At 50.5% G+C, this 19,503-nt stretch carries 13 protein-coding genes and 1 pseudogene; 5 read left to right on the forward strand and 9 right to left on the reverse strand.

The annotated features are described in order from the left end of the window. Positions 1–316: pseudogene (locus tag PsAD37_RS18015) on the reverse strand (transposase); the annotation flags it as partial. Between the two features lie 256 nt (positions 317–572). Between PsAD37_RS18015 and PsAD37_RS18020 the strand changes: the two are divergent. Beyond that, positions 573–860, forward strand: a complete 288-nt coding sequence (locus PsAD37_RS18020) for a hypothetical protein (RefSeq protein ID WP_063297341.1) — start codon at positions 573–575, stop codon at positions 858–860. 149 nt (positions 861–1,009) lie between these two features. Next, positions 1,010–1,966 carry an ornithine cyclodeaminase family protein gene (locus PsAD37_RS18025; protein ID WP_063297342.1) on the forward strand — a complete coding sequence of 319 codons (957 nt, stop codon included), beginning with the start codon at positions 1,010–1,012 and terminating at the stop codon, positions 1,964–1,966. 21 nt (positions 1,967–1,987) lie between these two features. Here the strand turns inward: PsAD37_RS18025 and PsAD37_RS18030 are convergent, their stop codons facing one another. Both PsAD37_RS18030 and PsAD37_RS18035 read right to left on the reverse strand, forming a co-directional pair. Further along, positions 1,988–2,824 carry a transglutaminase-like cysteine peptidase gene (locus PsAD37_RS18030; RefSeq protein ID WP_208991949.1) on the reverse strand — a complete coding sequence of 279 codons (837 nt, stop codon included), beginning with the start codon at positions 2,822–2,824 and terminating at the stop codon, positions 1,988–1,990. A gap of 6 nt (positions 2,825–2,830) precedes the next feature. After that, entirely contained in the window at positions 2,831–4,213 is a 1,383-nt protein-coding gene (locus PsAD37_RS18035; RefSeq protein WP_208991950.1) for an HlyD family type I secretion periplasmic adaptor subunit, read from the reverse strand. A gap of 132 nt (positions 4,214–4,345) precedes the next feature. Between PsAD37_RS18035 and PsAD37_RS18040 the strand changes: the two genes are divergently transcribed. After that, on the forward strand, positions 4,346–6,685 hold the full coding sequence (locus tag PsAD37_RS18040; protein ID WP_063297345.1) for a type I secretion system permease/ATPase: 2,340 nt from the start codon (positions 4,346–4,348) through the stop codon (positions 6,683–6,685). Positions 6,686–6,795: 110 nt separating this feature from the next. On the opposite strand, the gene PsAD37_RS18045 is transcribed toward PsAD37_RS18040, so the two are convergent. Next, positions 6,796–7,194, reverse strand: coding sequence for a hypothetical protein (locus tag PsAD37_RS18045; RefSeq protein ID WP_208991951.1), 399 nt, complete (start codon positions 7,192–7,194; stop codon positions 6,796–6,798). Positions 7,195–7,207: 13 nt separating this feature from the next. Then, a complete protein-coding gene (locus PsAD37_RS18050) occupies positions 7,208–8,635 on the reverse strand; it encodes a TolC family outer membrane protein (RefSeq protein ID WP_057462377.1) in 1,428 nt (475 codons plus the stop codon). Between the two features lie 305 nt (positions 8,636–8,940). Between PsAD37_RS18050 and PsAD37_RS18055 the strand changes: the two genes are divergently transcribed. After that, positions 8,941–13,368 (forward strand): VCBS domain-containing protein, encoded by a 4,428-nt coding sequence (locus PsAD37_RS18055; protein WP_063297347.1) that lies wholly within the window; start codon positions 8,941–8,943, stop codon positions 13,366–13,368. A gap of 60 nt (positions 13,369–13,428) precedes the next feature. Here PsAD37_RS18055 and PsAD37_RS18060 read toward each other — a convergent pair whose 3' ends face one another. The 4 genes from PsAD37_RS18060 to tpiA form a co-directional block, all read right to left on the reverse strand. Continuing rightward, positions 13,429–14,283 carry a VOC family protein gene (locus PsAD37_RS18060; RefSeq protein ID WP_208991952.1) on the reverse strand — a complete coding sequence of 285 codons (855 nt, stop codon included), beginning with the start codon at positions 14,281–14,283 and terminating at the stop codon, positions 13,429–13,431. A 23-nt stretch (positions 14,284–14,306) separates the two neighbouring features. Beyond that, entirely contained in the window at positions 14,307–15,935 is a 1,629-nt protein-coding gene (locus PsAD37_RS18065; RefSeq protein WP_063297348.1) for a CTP synthase, read from the reverse strand. 179 nt (positions 15,936–16,114) lie between these two features. Next, positions 16,115–16,480: a preprotein translocase subunit SecG gene (gene secG, locus PsAD37_RS18070; RefSeq protein ID WP_063297349.1), complete on the reverse strand. Its 366-nt coding sequence runs from the start codon at positions 16,478–16,480 to the stop codon at positions 16,115–16,117. 122 nt (positions 16,481–16,602) lie between these two features. Next, the gene (gene tpiA, locus PsAD37_RS18075) at positions 16,603–17,352 is read right to left on the reverse strand and encodes a triose-phosphate isomerase (protein ID WP_063297350.1); all 750 of its coding nucleotides are present in this window, start codon (positions 17,350–17,352) and stop codon (positions 16,603–16,605) included. A 245-nt stretch (positions 17,353–17,597) separates the two neighbouring features. On the opposite strand from tpiA, the gene PsAD37_RS18080 reads away from it, so the two are divergent. Then, entirely contained in the window at positions 17,598–19,484 is a 1,887-nt protein-coding gene (locus tag PsAD37_RS18080) for a SurA N-terminal domain-containing protein (RefSeq protein WP_063297351.1), read from the forward strand. Positions 19,485–19,503: the final 19 nt, after the last annotated feature.

Raw genomic sequence — 19,503 nt, forward strand, 5'->3', positions numbered from 1 at the left:
CTCATTCGTCGGCCTCCCCATCGCCTGTCATGCTTTTTTAAAGAAGCTGCAGTTCAAGGGCCTGCTCTGCAAACACTTCTTTGAGGTCGCGAGCTTCTTTACGCAGCTGCTTAACCTCACCGGTGTTTGCCTGACGAGCTGTGTCACCGGCAAGCCGTTTCTTGCCAGTTTCAAGAAACTCTTTGGACCAGCTGTAATAGAGCCCTTCCTGCCTACACAACTCGGCAATGCTGTCCTCGCCGCGTAACCCGGCAAGTACAATGCGGATTTTGTCTTCAGTGGAATAGCGCTTGCGGGCCTTGCGCCGGATATCCATGACCGTGCGTTCTACAGCAACGCTTGCAGTCTTGGTATTCTGCCCCACATCTCACTCCTGTCGTCATGATCATGGGTCAAAACACTCCCTTATTCAATTCAATCGATCTGTCCATAAGGCGGCGACGGGGAACAGTTCGCGTTGTCAGCAAACGAGCAAGCCACTTGAGTTGAGAGGTTGCAGAGTTGAAAATGAGCTATCAAGAGTCGTCTGAGTTTCAAGACAGTCTTACCAAACCAAGCACCTGCCAAGCCTCTTGCGCAGCCAGATTGAACTGAAGCGCGCAAAACTGGAGCAAATGGGAACAACAGTGTTCTCACTGCCTCCATCTGAAGATCTGGCTGAAAAGACAGTTGATGCGATTGAAGAATTCTACCAGCAACTAGCCATGCCAATTCGTCTGTCCGATGCCAATATTACTGATCAAAACGACATCGACACGCTCATGCACATTATCGAGAGCCGCGATTTTTTTAAAGCCATCGGTGAGCATGGAAAAATTACGCCGAATGTGATCAAAGACATCGTGTACTCAGCACGCTGAGCCAAAAGACAGCCCACTGCACAAACGGCGAGCTTTTTTGTGCATACACCCCGTTTCTCGCGAAATCTCAAGTGACAAACACATTCGTCGCCCACTAGTCCTGTGAGATATCAGAGCATCTTTTCGCAAATTATAAGGGAGAAACGGATATGTTACAGTTATCCGATACCCAAACTAAAAACGCCCTGCCCTTCCGACCATTGGTCGAGGCCTTGAGAACAATGTTCAAAGAGGGCTGCGAGATGCCTGTTCGGCACCATCATACCATGGGCGTGCCAGATAAAGCTGATGCCACCTTGTTACTCATGCCTGCCTGGCAATCAGGCGCCTATTTTGGCGTAAAGCTCGCCAGTGTGTTTCCGAGTAATGCAGATATTGGGCTTCCTGCAGTCTCCGCCACTTATCTGCTTTCTGATGGCAAAACAGGCGCACAGCTTGCGTTGGTTGATGGCGGCGAACTTACGGCCCGCCGAACTGCAGCAGCCTCAGCACTTGCTGCAGACTACCTTGCTCGCAAGAACGCAACGAGCCTTACAATGGTCGGCACAGGCCGTCTCTCAGCAAACCTCATTGAGGCACATTGTTCAACAAGACAGATTGAAACTGTAACCCTCTGGGGCCGTAACTACGACAAGGCAAAGGATAATGCGCAGGACCTGAGCACAAAACTTGGCGTTAAGGTTGTCGCAGAGCAATCTCTTCCAAAAGCTGTTGAGCAAGCTGATATCGTTTCCGTTGCAACACTGTCCAATGCTCCCCTGATACAGGGTGAATGGCTGTCCGATGGATGTCATCTTGATCTTGTGGGCGGTTTCACTCCAAAAATGCGCGAAGCAGATGACGCTGCTATCTCCCGCTCACGCATTTTTGTCGACACTCGTGCAGGCGCAATGAAGGAAGCTGGAGACCTGACCATCCCGCTAGCAAACGGTACGTTGAAACCTGAAGATGTTCAGGCTGATCTTTATGACCTCACCAGAGGCGACAACATCGGCAGAGCAAGCGAAAATGAAATCACCTTCTTCAAATCTGTCGGTGCTGCATTGGAGGACTTGGCAGGAGCAATCCTCGCCTATGAGAACTCAAAAGAATTGCTAAACGCGTAGACAAATCTATGCTCAGCACAGTTATCCATTTCTGTGCTGAGCCCAAAACCGTTGCCGCATCTCTGCCGTTCTGAAGTGTGTAAAGTGTAAATCCCGCTGCATGGACACCAACGGCTGATAATGAAGCAGATCGATTTCCTTGGTCGCAACTGGCCTCAAACTATCCAGCACATAGCATGCACCTTGAAATTGAACCGTGGTCACAGCGTGTATGACCTTCCGCCTGCTATCCTTCACCACAACAAACCGCAGATCTGGTTCCTCATAGCCCAGCGCTAACAGACTGAAATATTTAGCAATCGCATAGTCCTCACAATCACCATGAAAGCCCAGAAACTGCAAAGGTGCACGCCAGACGTCCGCTTGCCCAGCGGCAATCGCCTGAGGATCATATCCAGCACTTTCATTGATATAAGAATTGAGCAGCGAAAGCTGTCGCAGTGACTTGCTGTGTCCCACACCACGAATAATGCGTGACCAATAGTCAACGGAACCTGCGCACCGCAGATTTCCAGCAAAACATTCCTTTAAGGAGGCCAATTGTTGGTCACATTCAGGCAAGACGACCTGCCATTTCCTGAAAGCCCTGCTATTGCCGCCATTAATTTCAACCGACCCAAACAACCCAAAGCTTTCCTGCTTTTTTGTGGCATTTGGACCCGTAAACCTCATCAGAGAGAACAGACGACGGCGGCGCACTTTATTTTGATAGCTAAACCGCAGATTATGGGCTTGCGCACTGGACATACTGGACACAATGCCAGTCAGAAATGCTGCTTTAACCACCATCCCTACAAAGCTTCGTCGCAAAAAACCGCGTTTCCTGCGGTGTTTGCCTCGGTATTCCGGAAGAGCCATAACGCATTACCGTTCTCTTAGCGCCTCCTCACGTGCACGATTGACTGGCTTAAGAATGTAAGAAAGCACACTCTTTTCTCCAGTGAGTATATCGACGGAGGCGACCATCCCTGGAAGGATGGGAAGACTCTTGTTGCGACTTTCTAACCCTGTTTGTTTGGTTTTGATAATTACGGAGTAAAATTGCTCACGAGTACTTTCATCGTAAACAGTGTCTGCAGAAATTCCTTCGACTTGCCCGTCCAAGCCGCCATAAATGGAAAAATCGTAAGCGCTGAGCTTAACAAGCGCTTGTTGCCCTTGATGAATAAAAGCAATGTCCTGAGGTTTGACCTTGGCCTCAACGAGCAAAACATCCTCAACGGGCACAATGGTCATAAGCTGCTGAGAAGGCGAAGCCACGCCGCCAATTGTACTCACATCAATCGTGTTGACGATGCCGTCCATGGGTGCGCGAATCTCTGCGCGATCAACCTTATCACCGGCCCCCTTGGAAGCTTCTGCAATAATGTCCAGTTGCGCTTGCACTTCGCTCAGCTCAGCGCGTGCTGTCTGTCGGAACTTGGTGTAAACACCTTCAATCTCCTGTTCGGCTTCCTCAACAGCCGCCTGCAATCGCCCCTCCGTGACCTGAAGCGTGTTGACCTGCCCTTCAAGATCGCCAATTTCACGCTGAAGCTTGAGCATGTCTGTACGGGGAATAATCTGCTTTTCGGCAAGCGGTGCTTTCAACTCTCGTTCTTCATTTGCAAGGCGCAGTAAATCAAGAACATTCCGTCTCTGGTTTTCTGAGGCTTCAAGTTCCGCCATACGCTGCGCAACACGCGAACGATTGATTGCGACTTGGCCCTCCAATCCTTCCAGATTGGCTTGAAAAAGAGACAGCTCAGACGCAACAATCTGCTCAGCATTTTCATGATAGTGATAACTATATGCCAGCTCCTCCCCACGCTCCGGCCAAACGGATTGGAACTCTAAACGTTCACGAGCAATTTCCAACGCCAGTTGTTTTGCGACCAGCTCACCCAGATTGGAAGAAAACCCCGTATCATCCAAACGGATCAGAATATCGCCTTTACTGACAAGATCGCCCGTCTTTACGAGCACCTCTTTAACGATCCCTCCTTCAAGGCTCTGAATGACCTGTATCTTTGCAGATGGAATGACACGCCCATCTCCACGTGTCACTTCTTCCAGTTGCGCCCAACCGGCCCAAAGGACGAACGAAATCAAAAGCAACCCGATCATCAGGACCAACAAGCGCGTGCGTGCAAACACGGCATTTTCCAATCCAACGGACACCTGAGCAGCTCCACGCGGAAGTCGCTTGGTTTCAACGCCTAGCCTCATCCAATTTGTGACCCGTTCCATCAGATGCAATAGGCGCAAAGATAATCCCCCTAGAAACTCCCCAACAAGTTCCAGAGGCACGCGACCAACCGGAATCAAGCTATCCTTACCAAAGGTAACCCTCCTTGGTTTTTCTGAATACTACGGGGATCTATTGCGGAGAATTGCAGATTGGAACTGACAAAAACGGCCAAGCCGAAAACAAGAAAAGAAAAGATACCGCCTTCCGTAAAAAAGGAAGACACAACGTCGACTGAAGTCGCTTCCTCACACAAAGAGAGTGTTACAGTTGTTGAAGCCACAGTTTCGGTTGCAACATCAGAAGAAAACCAAAAAGCAAAACAGGAACCTGAAAGCACAACACCTGTTAATGACACCAAATCAGATATTCACCCTACGGACTTGATCGACATCGACCCGTTACGGGGATGTCTCGAAATTTTGCTGGTTCAACATAACATGCCAGCAAACTCAGAGAACCTTATTGCAGGCCTGCCGCTAGAAAATGGTAAGCTCACCGCCGATTTGTTACAGAAGGCTCTCAAACGCGCAGGCTTTTCGACCAAGGCTTTCCGCCAGAAAATCACTGGTCTTTCTTCCCTTTTGTTTCCTGCCGTTCTGCTCCTTAAATCCGGCGGAGCATTGGTCATTCTAGAGAAGTACGATGAGAAATCCTATGCAGTCGCCCTCCCACATGCAGATGGCGGCGCCGTATTGGCGAAGCTGGATGAGCTCCAGGCGCTCTGCAGTGGAGAAATCATCGTTGCAAAACCGTTTTACAAACCAGAGGGCTCACAGGAACAAACAACGAAGGAAGACCGTTCCCATTGGTTCTTCGGTGGGATCCAAGCTGTTGCACGAGACTACGCCTTCGTTGCGCTTGCTGCAGCCTTCATCAACTTACTAGCACTGGCTTCACCACTCTTCACCATGAACGTATATGACCGTGTCTTACCCAACTCGGCCTTCCCTACACTTTGGGTTCTCACTCTTGGCGTAGCGGGCGCGTTACTATTTGACCTGCTGTTGAAGTCACTGCGTGCTTCCTTAATCTATTTTGCAGGCAAACGAGCTGATCTGATAATTTCCTCCAAACTGTTTGATCAGGCAATGCACTTGAAAATGGCGCATCGCCCTGCAAGCACTGCAGGCTTCCTCAACGAAATGCGTGAGTTCGAAACCATTCGCGAGTTCATGACATCAGCAACAATCGCAGCCATCACAGACCTTGCCTTCCTCGGCATGTTCCTTGGTCTGATCTGGTATATCGGCGGTCCCATGGTTTATCCGCTTCTTGCAGCAATCATGAGCGTGGTCACAATTGGACTGCTGATGCAGTTCCCTCTCAAAAGAGCCGTGGAAGCAACAGTTGCTGATGCTACGCTGCAAAATGCACTGCTGGTAGAAAATCTCTACGGCTTGGAAACAATCAAACTCCAACGCGCAGAAGGACAGCTTCTTGGCAAATGGGAGAGTGCCACAGCCGCAGCAGCCTCAGCGCAAAACAAAGTCAGATCGCTTTCTACCTGGGCTTTAAACCTAACGGGCTTTTTGCAGCAACTCACCACAGTCGCCCTTCTGGTCACAGGCGCATATCTGTTCTCAGAAAAGCTTATCTCCATGGGCGGGATTGTGGCCTGTGTGATCCTTGGGGGACGAGCTGTTGCCCCACTAGCAACACTTTCCAGCTTTCTCGCACGGTTCCAACAGGTCAAAGCCGCTTACAAAAGACTGGACGCCATCAATCAGTTACCACGAGAAACACCGTGGGCCTCCAGGCACCTGAGCAAAACAATTGATCACGCTCAGGTTTCGCTAAAGAATATGAGCTTCACCTATCCGCAGGCTGCAGAGCCAACATTGAAAAACCTGAACCTATCCATTTCCGCAGGAGAGCGCATCGCCATACTCGGCCCTGTCGGCTCTGGAAAATCCACTCTGGGCCGAATATTGAGCGGTCTTTATTCTCCAGAGTCAGGAAGTTACGCCATCGACAATTTGGATCATCAGCAATTTGCACCCACGGAACTGCGAAGATCCATATGTTACATCGGGCAGGATGCTAGCCTTTTCTCTGGATCCATCAGAGACAACATCAAATTAGGTCGCCCTGAAGCCTCAGATGCAGAGCTGGTCAAAGCAAGTGAGCTTTCCGGAGCATTGGAGTTTATCGATGCCCATCCGCACGGATTTGCCAGATTGATTGAGGAAGGTGGCCGTGATCTGTCATCCGGGCAAAGACAAAAGCTCATCCTGGCCAGAGCATTCATGGGCACCCCAAAACTACTGTATCTGGATGAACCAACAGGCATGATGGATGGCCAGACCGAACAGCAGTTCATCAATGCCCTCTCATCCTCGGTCACCCCGCAGCAAACCTTAATCATTGCTACACACCGCACAGCGCCACTTTCTCTGGTTGATAGGCTGATCATTCTGGATAAGGGCCGTATTCTCGCTGATGGCCCAAAGGAAAAAGTCATCCATATCCTTTCAAAAGGAACTGGATGAACTGAGGACTTAAAGTAGTTCGCATTTAAGTTGAAACATCTAAACTGCTTTAGTCTTTGTTTTTGCGTATCTTTATCCGAAAACCGGTTTCCACTTTTCGGAGATACTCTCTAGTACTCTCTCATGTATTCGCGAAAACAAAGACAGCGATTGACAGCTTCATCATCCCAAACCGCATCTTTCATGTAGCCAATGGCAACTCCACACCAGTCTCTTGTTTCCAACGCCCAATCAAATCGCAACTGCACGATTGAGCTGCGCTGCGCAGAGACAACAACGGTATTTGCCTCCTCAAAATAATCACGTACCCGAACAGAAATTTCGCTGTGCAGCTCCTCGGGGTGTCGCAGGTTGAAATTGTAGCACACACCACCGCGATAATAATCAGAGGTCGCAACGGCAAGGTCCGCGCTGACAGCATCTCCTGCCCATACCGAAAGAGACATGGCAGCCCCCCAGATGAGGAGTGCAGGACCGCTCATGCCCGTTGCAAATTTAAGTCTGCCCAAAAAATCCCCTCCCTCATTGTTTCGGTTTAGGCATGGCAACAGGTGTCCCACGCGCCCACTGAGCTGAAACGCCTGGCAACACTTTCCCCGGCAGCCAGCCCTCTGTTTCCTCATCATCCCGTACTTTACGATAGCCCGCTTCGGCTTGGGCAGGAGGTTGAACATCAAACGATTCCAGCAAACCGCCCATTGCTGCCAGCAATCGGTAGTTGGCAAAGGTTTGCGCATAGCGGGCAGAAATCTCGGAGACTTCAGTAAAAAAGACTGTGTTTTGTGTATCCAAAACATCCAGCAGAGTTCGTTGTCCAACGGTGAACTGGCCTTCATATGAAATGAGAAGCTGTTGTGATGCTGAAAGCTGTTTTTTGATGATTGCAAGCTGCTTGGAAAGCTCAACACGCCGGATCCAGGAAGCACGCGTTTCCCGCTCAACTTCACGAAAAGCCCGCGCCGTTCTCATCCGTGCCTCACCCGCCCGCTCAACCTGCTCAGCACGCCTGTTCTTCGTGATATTGCCATTAAAGAGGTTCCAACGCATGACAACCAGCGCTGTAGCCTGATTATTGACGCCAGGAAATCCGTTCAGGTTTTCACCAACACGCGAGGAAAGCTCCAGATCCAATCTTGGATAATAATCTGCCTCTGCAATCTTAATCTGCGCATTTGCAGCATCTACATCGGCTTTGCGCAACGCGATCAGTGGATTGTTCCGCCGTGCTACATTCAAAACATCAGGAAGCGTGCCAGGAATGCGTCGTGAAACACTGGGGACGCCCCCCAAGCGTCCTACAGGCTTGCCCACCACCTCAATAAATGTGGCTTCAGCAAGTTCAAGCTCTTCAACAACCTCCTGTAATGCAAGCCGTGCAGCAAACACCCTTTCACTTGCCTGCTGAACATCTGCAACGGAGACAACCCCGCGAGACAAACCTGCCCGCATATCCGAGGCAACTTTGGAGTGATAAGCAATATTGCGTTGAGCAGACTGTTTCACTTCAAAAAGACGGGAAACTTCCACATAGGCACGCACCGCACTCAGACCGATAAACTCAGACCGCTCCCAAACTCTGAAAGACGTGGCATCCAGACGAGCTCTCTGACGCTCAATCTCATAGGTCGTCGCAAATCCATCAAAAAGCTTTTGCCGACCTGTCGCTCTCACTTCATAAGGGCCATAAAAGAACTGATCCCGCTGACGGGTAAAACTGCGATCAGCCCATTCGGCACCCCCGCGAAACTCAAGATCAAGACGCGGCAACCATTCGCCTTTAGCTTGTTTCAGCTCAAAGCCAATCGCATTGCGGTCAAAAACCGCTTCTCCGATTTCAGGATTGCTATAGACAGTAAGGTTAACTGCATCTCTGAGAGACATCGCGTGGCCTGCTCCGCTCAACAAGCCAACGGCAGCAACGCCAAGAATAAGTGGCGCAAACAACTTCATACACACGCCCTCTACGCAATACTTGAGACAACCGGGCAACTGAAGCTTTAATTTACTTTATTTTAATATAATGTCATTCCTCACGCAATTAAGTGTAATAAATATCAATAACTCAAAAAGTAATAGCAACCTCAATTCAACAGACGCGGCCTCTAATATTGTCAGTTATGCGTATTGTATAATGTATATATAAATTTGAACTCCATTTGATTTAGAATTCGGCAGCACAATTTCAGCGAGACGTTGTCTTCTCACTCAGAAAAGGCGCGCTAACGTCCTGTTCCAGTTTGCAAAGGGAGCCTTGCATGCCGAATACCAAAACCGGTGAGCCTCAAGCGCTTCCAAGCAATCAAACAACGCCTGAACAGGCCCCAGGGCTGGAGAATGCATCTCAACAAGAGGCCAGTTCAACAACGTCAAATGTCAGCCAGCTCATTATCCAACTTCCTGATAACATTGAAACAACGTCAGAAACGCAGTTAGATGGCCAACCACGTGGCATGAACCTGCTTCTTAACGAAGTGGAATGGGATCCTGTCAGAGAAATTCTGCTGTTGCCATCAGGTTTGGAGCTTGCAGACATCCAGACCGCCAATGGCACCACCGAGATCACCCTGTCAGATGGCACACGTCTGATCATTGAAGGTCACAGCAACAATCCGCCTTCCATTGAGATTGAAAATCAACTCCTCACCGCGCAGGAAATTCAAACAGCATTTGCAGCTGCGCGAAACGCAGAACCAAGTGCTGGTCCAGAGACCTCATCGGGTGCACCAAGCGCTTCTGAGCCCTCAAGCGACAACCATGAGCCTCAGTCTCCGTTACCTGCCAACGATGAACTCATTGGCAGCGGAAATGACTTCGAGCCAATCTCAATCGTCGTCCAGCCAGCTTTCCCAATCACCCCACTTCTGTTGCCCTCAGAGCTCAATGAAGAGGTTCTCGAACGTGAATTTGGAGATGGCACATTCGAACCTGACCAGCAAACCACATCCACGCCAGACCTATCCAATCCGCGAGTGACACCTGCCTTTTTCGCAGGCAACACTGATGATGTGTACGAGTCCGGCCTCGCGTCTGGTACTGCAGCAGGACAGGCCGCCACTCAAACTGCTGGGCCGATGAACATCCAAAGCGGTTCCTCCCCGCTCCAGACGCTCGAAGTTTGCGATCCCATTCAAAATGTCTGGGTAGATGTCACCAATGGCGGCCAGGTCACAACCTCCCATGGGACCTACGCTATTACGGTTAATCCAGATGGAACCTACAACTGGACCTACACTCTCAGCACCTCAGGTGATCACAGCAACAGTGCGCAGCAAGACCTCCTGAAGGTCCGTGTGACCAATGAAGAAGGCAATCAGGCAACTGGTGACATCACCATCAATATCCTCGATGACACTCCTCTGATTGATATTGCGGACGCACCAGCCACCGTCGCAGAGGGCAACACGCTCGCTAGCACCTGGTCCCTTGCCTCAGGTGCTGATGGCGTCAACCATGTCACTATTTCAGTGCCCAGAGAAGCCAACCAGACCATCTCCCTTTCCAGCAACACCTCTGCCACGTTCACGCTGCCCAAAGGCATACTCACCATCAACTCGGATGGCACTTACTCCTTTGAAGCAGCGACCAATCTTGACCACGACGATCCACAAGAGCAAACCTTCACCATCACCGCAACAGATGCTGATGGAGACACCACGTCAGACACACAGACCATCACCATCATCGACGGCACATCACCAACACCACCAGACAACTTGCCCGGTGAAGCAGTAGATCTGATCCTCATCGTCAACGAAGCAGCACTCGATACAACGCAGGATCAAACTGATCTGGCAGCAAGCAACATCACTGGCTCAAATCCAACCAGCACTGCTGAGACAGACACCTCCAACACTCTGACGTTCACTGCGGGCTCTGATGACCTATCTACATTCATATTTGGTGATCCTTCAGGCATCACTATCACCAATGGAGATGCGGCCCTCAATATCAGTTGGGCAATCTCGAATGGTCAACTTATTGGTTCAATAAACGGCACCCCTGCTATCATTTTGGCATTGGATGCTTCAGCCATCCCAGCAGGTCAACAAGGCTCGGTAAAGGTCACAGCAACGCTGACAGATGCCTTTCCCCATGATGCAAGCGGAGATCCTATCAACATCAACGGCATCACCATAGACGCCTCAGACCATGACGGAGACATGGTCACAGCTGACATTCAGATCAACATCATTGACGATGCACCACAGCTGGACATTGCAGAAACACCAGCCTCAGTCGCAGAAGGCAACACCTTAAATGGCACGTGGTCGCTCACTTCCGGAGCAGATGGCATCACCCATGTCACTATCTCAGTGCCCGGAGAAGTCGACCAAACCATCTCTCTTTCCGGCAGCACATCTGCCACGTTCACCCTGCCCAAAGGCATACTCACCGTCAATCCAGACAGCACTTACTCCTTTGAAGCTGCTACCAATCTGGACAACGACGATCCACAAGAACAAAGCTTCACCATCACCGCAACAGATGCTGATGGAGACACCACGTCAGACACCCAGACCATCAAGATTACCGATGGCACGTCACCAACACCACCAGACAACCTGCCCGGTGAAACGGTAGATCTGATCCTCACGGTGAGCGAAGCAGCCCTTGATACAACGCAGGATCAAAATGATCTGGCAGCGGCTAATATCACCAGCTCTGATCCAACCAACACTACCGAGACAGATGTCTCAAATACACTCATCTTCACGGCTGGTTCTGATGACCTAACCGCATTCTCATTTGGTGATCCTTCAGGCATTACAATCACCAATGGAGAGGCGGCCCTCAATATCAGTTGGGTAATCTCGAATGGTCAGCTTATTGGTTCAATAAACGGCACCCCTGCTATCATTTTGGCATTGGATGCTTCAGCCATCCCAGCAGGTCAACAAGGCTCGATACAGGTCACAGCAACGCTGACAGATGCCTTTCCCCATGATGCAAGCGGAGATCCTATCAAGATCAACGGCATCACCATAGACGCCTCAGATCATGACGGAGACACGGTCACAGCTGACATTCAGGTCAACATCATTAACGATGCACCACAGCTGGACATCGCAGACACACCAGCCTCAGTCGCAGAGGGCAACACACTCAACGGTACGTGGTCGCTCACTTCCGGAGCTGATGGCGTTACTGACGTCACCGTTTCCATTTCTGGTGAGATCGACCAGACCGTCTCTCTATCTGGAAACACCCCTGCTATCTTTGACATGCCTAAGGGTATCCTCACCGTCAACCCGGATGGCACTTACTCCTTTGAAGCTGCTACCAATCTGGACAACAACGGTCCGCAAGAGCAAACCTTCACCATCACCGCAACGGATGCTGATGGAGACACCACGTCAGACACCCAGACTATCAAGATCACCGATGGCACAAATCCGTTCGGTGGCGACATTATCGCCTTAAGTCTTGATGAGAGTGCTTTGGGAGATCAGGTCGGTAACAATGAGCCGACAGGAGATGTAATTGGATCAAAACCAGCAAGCACAGCAGAAACACAAAGTGATACACTGAGTTTCACAGCTGGTTCTGATAATATCATAAGCTTCACGATTGGAGACACATCCAGTATCGAGGTCCGTGATGACAGCGGCGCTGTCGTCACCTCCATCAACTGGGCGCTTTCAGCTGATAAACAGACATTCACAGGCTCAATTAATGGCCAAAACATTATTCAATTGGCCCTGACAAGCGCATCCATTGCTGCAGGAACCACGGGTTCAGTTCAAGTAACTGCCACACTGCTTGCAGATTTTCCGCATGTGACCAACGGAACCAGCGATTTCACAATATTAGGTGTCCCGATTGTCGCAACGGATACAGACGGCAGCACTGCTCTGGGCATCACCAACATCTCAATCAAAGATGACAATCCAGACATCGACATCTCAGACACACAGAACGTCGTAACTGAGGGAGAGACAATCAGCGATACCTTCTCACTCAGCTCTGGTGCTGATGGATACGCGCAAGTGACTGTCTACACGGACGTAAACGACCAACACATCGTCAATCTGGCTCCTAACACACAAACCACGCTGAACACGCAGCAAGGTGAACTTACCATCCATTCCGATGGCACATGGGAGTTTACAGCCGACACGGGGCTGGACTTTCCCCAAAACCAAACACTGCAGTTTTTCATTTCAGTTGAAGATGGGGATGGCGATACAGATACGGACAGCCATCTCATTTCCATCAAGCAGGCAGCATCGCCCATACTTGGCACATCCGGGGATGATGTGCTGACAGGGACGCAAACCAGCGAGCTGATCAAAGGTCTCGACGGTGACGATCACATCTCCGGCATGGAAGGGCGAGACAAGATTGCAGGAATGGGTGGCAGGGACACACTTGAAGGTGGAGCCGACAGCGATACATTTGTGCTCGATCTCTCCAATCTCACAATTGCAGATCTCATCACTGACTACGATTCATCTGGAGATGATGCTGATCGGCTGGATGTGACAGAATTGATTGGATCAGAACAAGTCACGCAGCAAAATGTGGGAGACTACTTCCAGCTATCAGGAGGCGTTCTGAGTTTTGATCAGGATGGAGCTGGAACGACCCACAACATAGTACAGGTCATGGAGTTTTCGTCGCCTCCAGCTCAATTGGAGCTCATCGTGGATGAAAATCAGGCACCACTCATTGTCACTGCATAACTCACCAGGCTCAGCACAAATAAAAGCCCCGAAAGCGATAGCCTCGGAGTTTAAAAAGGATCAGCTGCAAATCACGGCAACACCGGCCATTCGTTCTGGCTCAATCACCCAGAAATCATTGGATTTGCGTCCACCAAGCGCTTCAGCATATTTACCAAAGCTCTCCAGATTCGCAGCCAAAAAGCCTAGGGCCACCAATTTAAGGCCTGCCCGATTAGCTGGAGCTTTAACCCCATAAAGGCTCTCATAGGCACTCGGAGAAAGAACTTTGACTACCCCGCGAGACGTTTCAATCTCGACACCAAGACTGGAGAGCCGTGCAGTACGCTCACCAATAAACGCCTTCAGGAATTCATGATGATCAGCAGGGTCGTCAGCAACAAAGATGACTTCGCTCAGATCGCGCACAGTGTTCGGGTGGGATTGATACTCTGCCTTCCAGAAGTTTTCTGGAAACTTGTTATGGCAAGTAAAAAAGCCAAGCTCCGTGCTGAGGGGATCTGCCGTAAACGTCAAATCAAAAGCAACCTGACGTTCTTCGCCCTCAGGAGAAACAGCAATCCGCTCAAAGGAGAATGGCGCATACTCAGGAAGACCGGCAGCAGTGTATGCTTCACGGTCGTCCGCCGCGCTCGTGCTATCCATCACGAACATGGAAGCACCTTCTCCCTTCAGCAGGAAATCGCGATTGAACACTCCGAAAGAGAAAACACCTTCACTTGGTTCTGTCAGTTCAGCGTTTTCGCCAATCGCCAAAACCTCAAGAAAACTGCCATTCAGCTGAACGAGGCGGTTTTCAGTACCCCAAGGATGACGCGCAGTTGGCGTCACCTTAAATCCGAGCTGTTCCCAAAGCCCTGCAGCATCCCGCAAAGAGTTTACAGCAAGAACAATATGGTCAATTCCCTTGGTCAAAGTATTTCCCCCAAAAGGTCCGATTAAACCAGACGGCTATTATCGCGCGCAGCACCTACAAAGGAGGAGAACAGCGGATGCGGTTCAAACGGGCGTGATTTCAGTTCTGGATGGTACTGAACACCAATGAACCAAGGATGGTCATCGATCTCTACCGTTTCAGGCAGAACACCATCTGGAGACGTACCGGCGAAAATCAGACCAGCTTCTTCAAGCTTCTCACGATACCCGATGTTCACTTCATAACGGTGACGGTGGCGTTCGGAGATTTCTGTGGAATCGTAGATCGCAGCAATCTTACTGTCAGCTTTCAGAACTGCATCATAAGCACCAAGACGCATGGTACCGCCCAGATCGCCTTCCGCCTGACGCTGCTCTTTCTCGTTACCGCGTGTCCATTCAGTCATCAAACCAACAACTGGCTCTTTGGCTGGACCAAACTCGGTAGAGCTCGCATCAGCAATACCTGCAAGGTTACGCGCGGCTTCAACAACAGCCATCTGCATACCAAAACAAATACCGAAGTAAGGAATGTTGTTCACACGCGCATAATGTGCAGCAGCAATCTTGCCTTCAGAGCCGCGCTCACCAAAACCACCAGGAACCAGAATACCGTTCACATTAGCAAGGAACTCGCTTGGGTCTTCCTTCTCAAATGTTTCAGATTCAATCCACTCAAGATTGACCTTCACGCCATTCGAGATTCCGCCATGTACAAGCGCTTCAATCAAGGACTTATATGCGTCTTTGAGAACAGTGTACTTGCCAACAATCGCAATGGTGACTTCACCCTCTGGATTGAACAGAGAATTGACGATGCTTTCCCAGCGGCAAAGATCTGGAGCCGGAGCACCTGTGATACCAAACGCATCCAGAACCTGCTCATCAAGGCCTTCCTTATGGTAGGCCAGCGGCACTTCATAAATGCTCTTCGCATCATATGCCGGAATAACAGCTTCTTCGCGTACGTTACAGAATTGGGAAAGCTTACGACGCTCATTCTCAGGGATCTGGCGATCACAGCGCACCATAAGAATGTCTGGCTGAATACCGATAGAACGCAGCTCTTTAACAGAGTGCTGTGTCGGCTTGGTCTTCATTTCACCAGCACTTGCAATGTAAGGCAGCAGTGTCAGGTGGATGTAAACAGCCTGTCCGCGCGGCAAATCATTGCCCAGCTGACGAATGGCTTCAAAGAACGGCAGTCCTTCGATGTCACCAACGGTGCCACCAATCTCACAAAGCACGAAATCATACCCTTCGTTGCCATCCAGCACGAAGTTCTTGATCGCGTCAGTCACATGAGGAATCACCTGCACGGTACCGCCAAGGTAATCACCGCGGCGTTCCTTCGCAATAATGTCCTGATAAATACGACCAGTGGTAATGTTGTCTTGCTTATTTGCCGGACGACCCGTGAAACGCTCGTAGTGGCCAAGATCCAGATCGGTCTCTGCGCCATCATCGGTCACATAACACTCACCATGCTGGTAAGGGCTCATAGTACCCGGATCAACGTTCAAATAAGGATCGAGCTTACGAAGTCGAACCTTGTATCCGCGCGCCTGTAAAGCCGCACCAAGAGCTGCGGAGGCAAGTCCCTTCCCAAGAGAAGAAACAACACCACCGGTGATGAATATGTACCGTGCCATGGATCGCTACCACGTTTGAAAGGGCGGAAATTATCAAAAAGGGAAGCACGCCGGGGTGGGTGCCTGATAATCCAATACCCTGGATAATTGAGTTATGTCTGAACGCACGAATGACGGACACTGCACAGGAGTGCGGTGCCGTCAGACGTATATTTCAACTGTTCCTGCTTTACAGCAGATTACTGAGCAGGTGGGACCTGCGGGCCAGATGGCTGACTTTGCTGCTGAAGCTGGTCAAGAAGACCATTGCCAGCGCCCTCTTCTGTTCCCTGTGTTGCTGAACCGGCAGGAACCTGATCAAGCAAAGAGCCTGGACGCTCGTCATAACGAGCCAACAGAGAAAGAGCGAGTGAAGTTGCAAAGAAGCAGACAGCTAGAATCGCAGTACCGCGAGTCAGCACATTAGCTGTGCCGCGGCTGCTCATCACACCGCCGCCGCCGCCGCCGCCAATACCCAATGCGCCGCCTTCAGAGCGCTGTAGTAGAACCAGTGCTACCAGCGCCACGACGACCATCAGGTGGATAACAATCAGAACGGTTTCCATAGGTATCCGTAGGTTTAATGAATTCGTTAGTCGGCCTTCTAACCGAATTTGCTGCGCCTTTCTACCCTAAAGGCGCAGCAAATTGGTGGACTGCTAAGAATATTATAAAAAACCGGCTATTATTAACCGCGATAAGCTTCGGCAATTCCAAGGAAATCCGTGGCTTTCAAGCTTGCGCCGCCAACCAGAGCACCGTCAACGTTTTCAACCGCAAGCAGCTCTTTTGCATTGGTAGGCTTAACAGAGCCACCATAAAGGATGCGCATTTTACCGCCAACATCACCACCAAATTGCTTGATGAGAGTCGCGCGAATAGAAGCATGAACCTCAGCAACGTCTGCTGGAGTTGGCGTCAATCCAGTGCCAATCGCCCAAACTGGCTCATAAGCAATTACAGTGTTTTCGGCAGTTGCGCCTGCTGGTACAGAACCCAGAACCTGCTTGGTAACCACGTCAAGCGTCGTACCCGCGCGGCGCTCGCTCTCAACTTCACCAACACAAACAATAGCAATAAGGTCAGCGCGGTAAGCAGCTTCAGCCTTCTCACAAACGTCCGCATCAGATTCGCCATGATCTTCGCGTCGCTCGGAGTGACCAACAATCACAAACTTGCCGCCAGCATCGCGGATCATTTCCGCAGAAATATCGCCAGTATGCGCACCGCTTTCTTTAGCGTGGCAGTTTTGTGCACCAATCGCAATTTTGTCTTGGGAAGCCAGCTGCGCAACCAGCAATGCAGGTGGGCAAATCAGAAGCTCTACATTTTCGGCAAGTGCTGAGTCGTATCCCGCGCCCATAGCTTCCAGCTCTACAGCTGAAGCCTTGGTACCATTCATTTTCCAGTTACCAGCAACAAGTGGCCGATTAGTCATATGATCTGTTCCCCAAATATGAATTCCAAATTCCCAAATGGAATGAGTGCTCACTAGCAGAAAAAACACTTAAGTCCCATAGCGGATTACCGCTAGTACGATGAACTTCGTATCTCCTGCCGAATCTCACAGCCTTTATGGCGTGTAAACTTGCCCCAGGGCGAAAGGAACACTATTATCCGGCGGCCTTGCATGTGTGCGCGGGGAGACTGTCCCTCGCCTTCAACAAGAGAACGGATAAAATTATGCTCGACGCGCTGCGTAATAGCGTAGGTTCCTGGTTTGCAAAACTGCTGATCGGCCTTCTGGTCCTCAGCTTTGCAGTTTGGGGGATCGCTGACGTCTTTACTGGAATCGGCTCCACACCTGTTGCCTCAGTTGGCGACAAAGAAATTTCGGCTCAGGATTTCCAACGAGCTTATTCACGCGAGCTCGACCAGCTGTCACGCCGCGTCGGCCAGCCTGTCACTCAGGAACAGGCCGCGGCATTTGGCGTACCAGCTCAGGTTCTGGGCCGCCTCATCGCCGAAGCTGCGCTTGATTATGAAGCATCACAGCTGCGCATCGGTGTATCTGATGAAGCTATTGTCAAAACAATTCAGGAAACACCGGCATTTCAGGGTGTAAATGGTTACGATCGTAATCGCTTGAGCCAGGTACTTTATAATCTGGGCATAAGCGAAGACGAATTCGTGATGCAGCAACAGCTCGTCGCAGAGCGTCAACAGCTTGCAGAAGCTGTTATCGGCGGCATCGTTGTGCCTAAAGCAATGCTCGAAGCCTTCGACAAATACGCAATGGAAGAGCGCACTGTTGAGTACCTCGTGCTGCCACAAAGCTCTTTGACAAATGTTCCAGCTCCGACTGACGAAGAACTGGCTACGTTCTTTGAAGAGAACAAAGGCAACTACAAAGCACCTGAATACCGCAGTGCCACTTTGATAGAGCTGACAGCAGACAAGATCGCAAAGCCGGAAAATGTGACTGAAGCGGAACTCGCTCAGGAATATGAGCGCACCAAAAACCGCTATCAGTCTCAGGAACAGCGCCGCATCTTCCAGATTTCCTTCCCAACCAAACAGGAAGCAGAAGCTGCTGTTGTTGAAATGGAGTCCGGCAAGACCTTTGAAGACCTCATGAATGAACGCGATCTGACCGAAAAAGACGTCGACCTCGGCCTCATGAACAAATCCGGCTTCCTTGACCAAAAAATTGCAGATGCAGCTTTTGCTCTCAAAGAAGGTCAGGCAAGCAACATGGTCGAAGGTCAGTTCACTAACGCGATTCTCTTTGCCAAAGAGGTCAAAGCAGCAGCAGTACAGCCTCTGGAAGACGTTAAAGACGAACTACGCGGTGTCGTTGCTCAGGCAAACGCAGCCGATGAAGTAGAAGACCTCTTCAACGAAGTCGAAGACGCACGCGCAGGCGGCAGCACCTTTGAAGAAATCGCTGAGCGCTTTGATCTGGCTCTGATCAACACACCTTCATTTGACGCTTCCGGTAAAAACGAAGCGGGCGAAACTGTTGATCTTCCACAAGCAAGCGCACTGACCACAGCAGTCTTTTCAACCGATGTTGGCGTTGAAAATAATCCGCTGGAAATCGGCCGTACAGGTCACCTGTGGTACGAAGTGAAAAATGTCACCCCTTCCCGCGACAGAGAACTCTCTGAAGTAAAAGAAGCCGTGACTGCTGACTGGACAGCCAACCGCACAGCGGAACTGCTGGAAGAAAAAGCCCAAGCTCTGATCGCAGAAGTCGAAGCAGGAAAGCCTCTTTCCGAAGTCGCAGCTGCCGAAGGTCTGACAACAGCCACATCCGCACCGTTCACCCGCAACGGCGGCATCGCGGAGCTTTCCGGCTCTGCTGTAACTGCAGCATTTTCCGGACCAAAAGGCACCGCCTCTCAGGTTCCTGGCAACAACGAAGACCGCATTCTTCTTGTCCTCACCGACACGACGTCTCCAGCTTTCATGACAGAATCTGAAAACGTGCAGCGCATTGACACTCAGCTGACAGGCGCACTGGAAAGCTCCTTGCTCAACCAGTTCATCTCTCAGCTGGAGCAAACAGAAGGTGTCCGAGTAAATCAGGCAGTCTTCAACCAGCTGACCGGACTGGATCGTCAGTAGACAAATCCTTGTCGAAAAC

This window comes from Pseudovibrio sp. Ad37, assembly GCF_001623075.1.
In the GTDB taxonomy this organism is placed as follows: Bacteria; Pseudomonadota; Alphaproteobacteria; order Rhizobiales; family Stappiaceae; genus Pseudovibrio.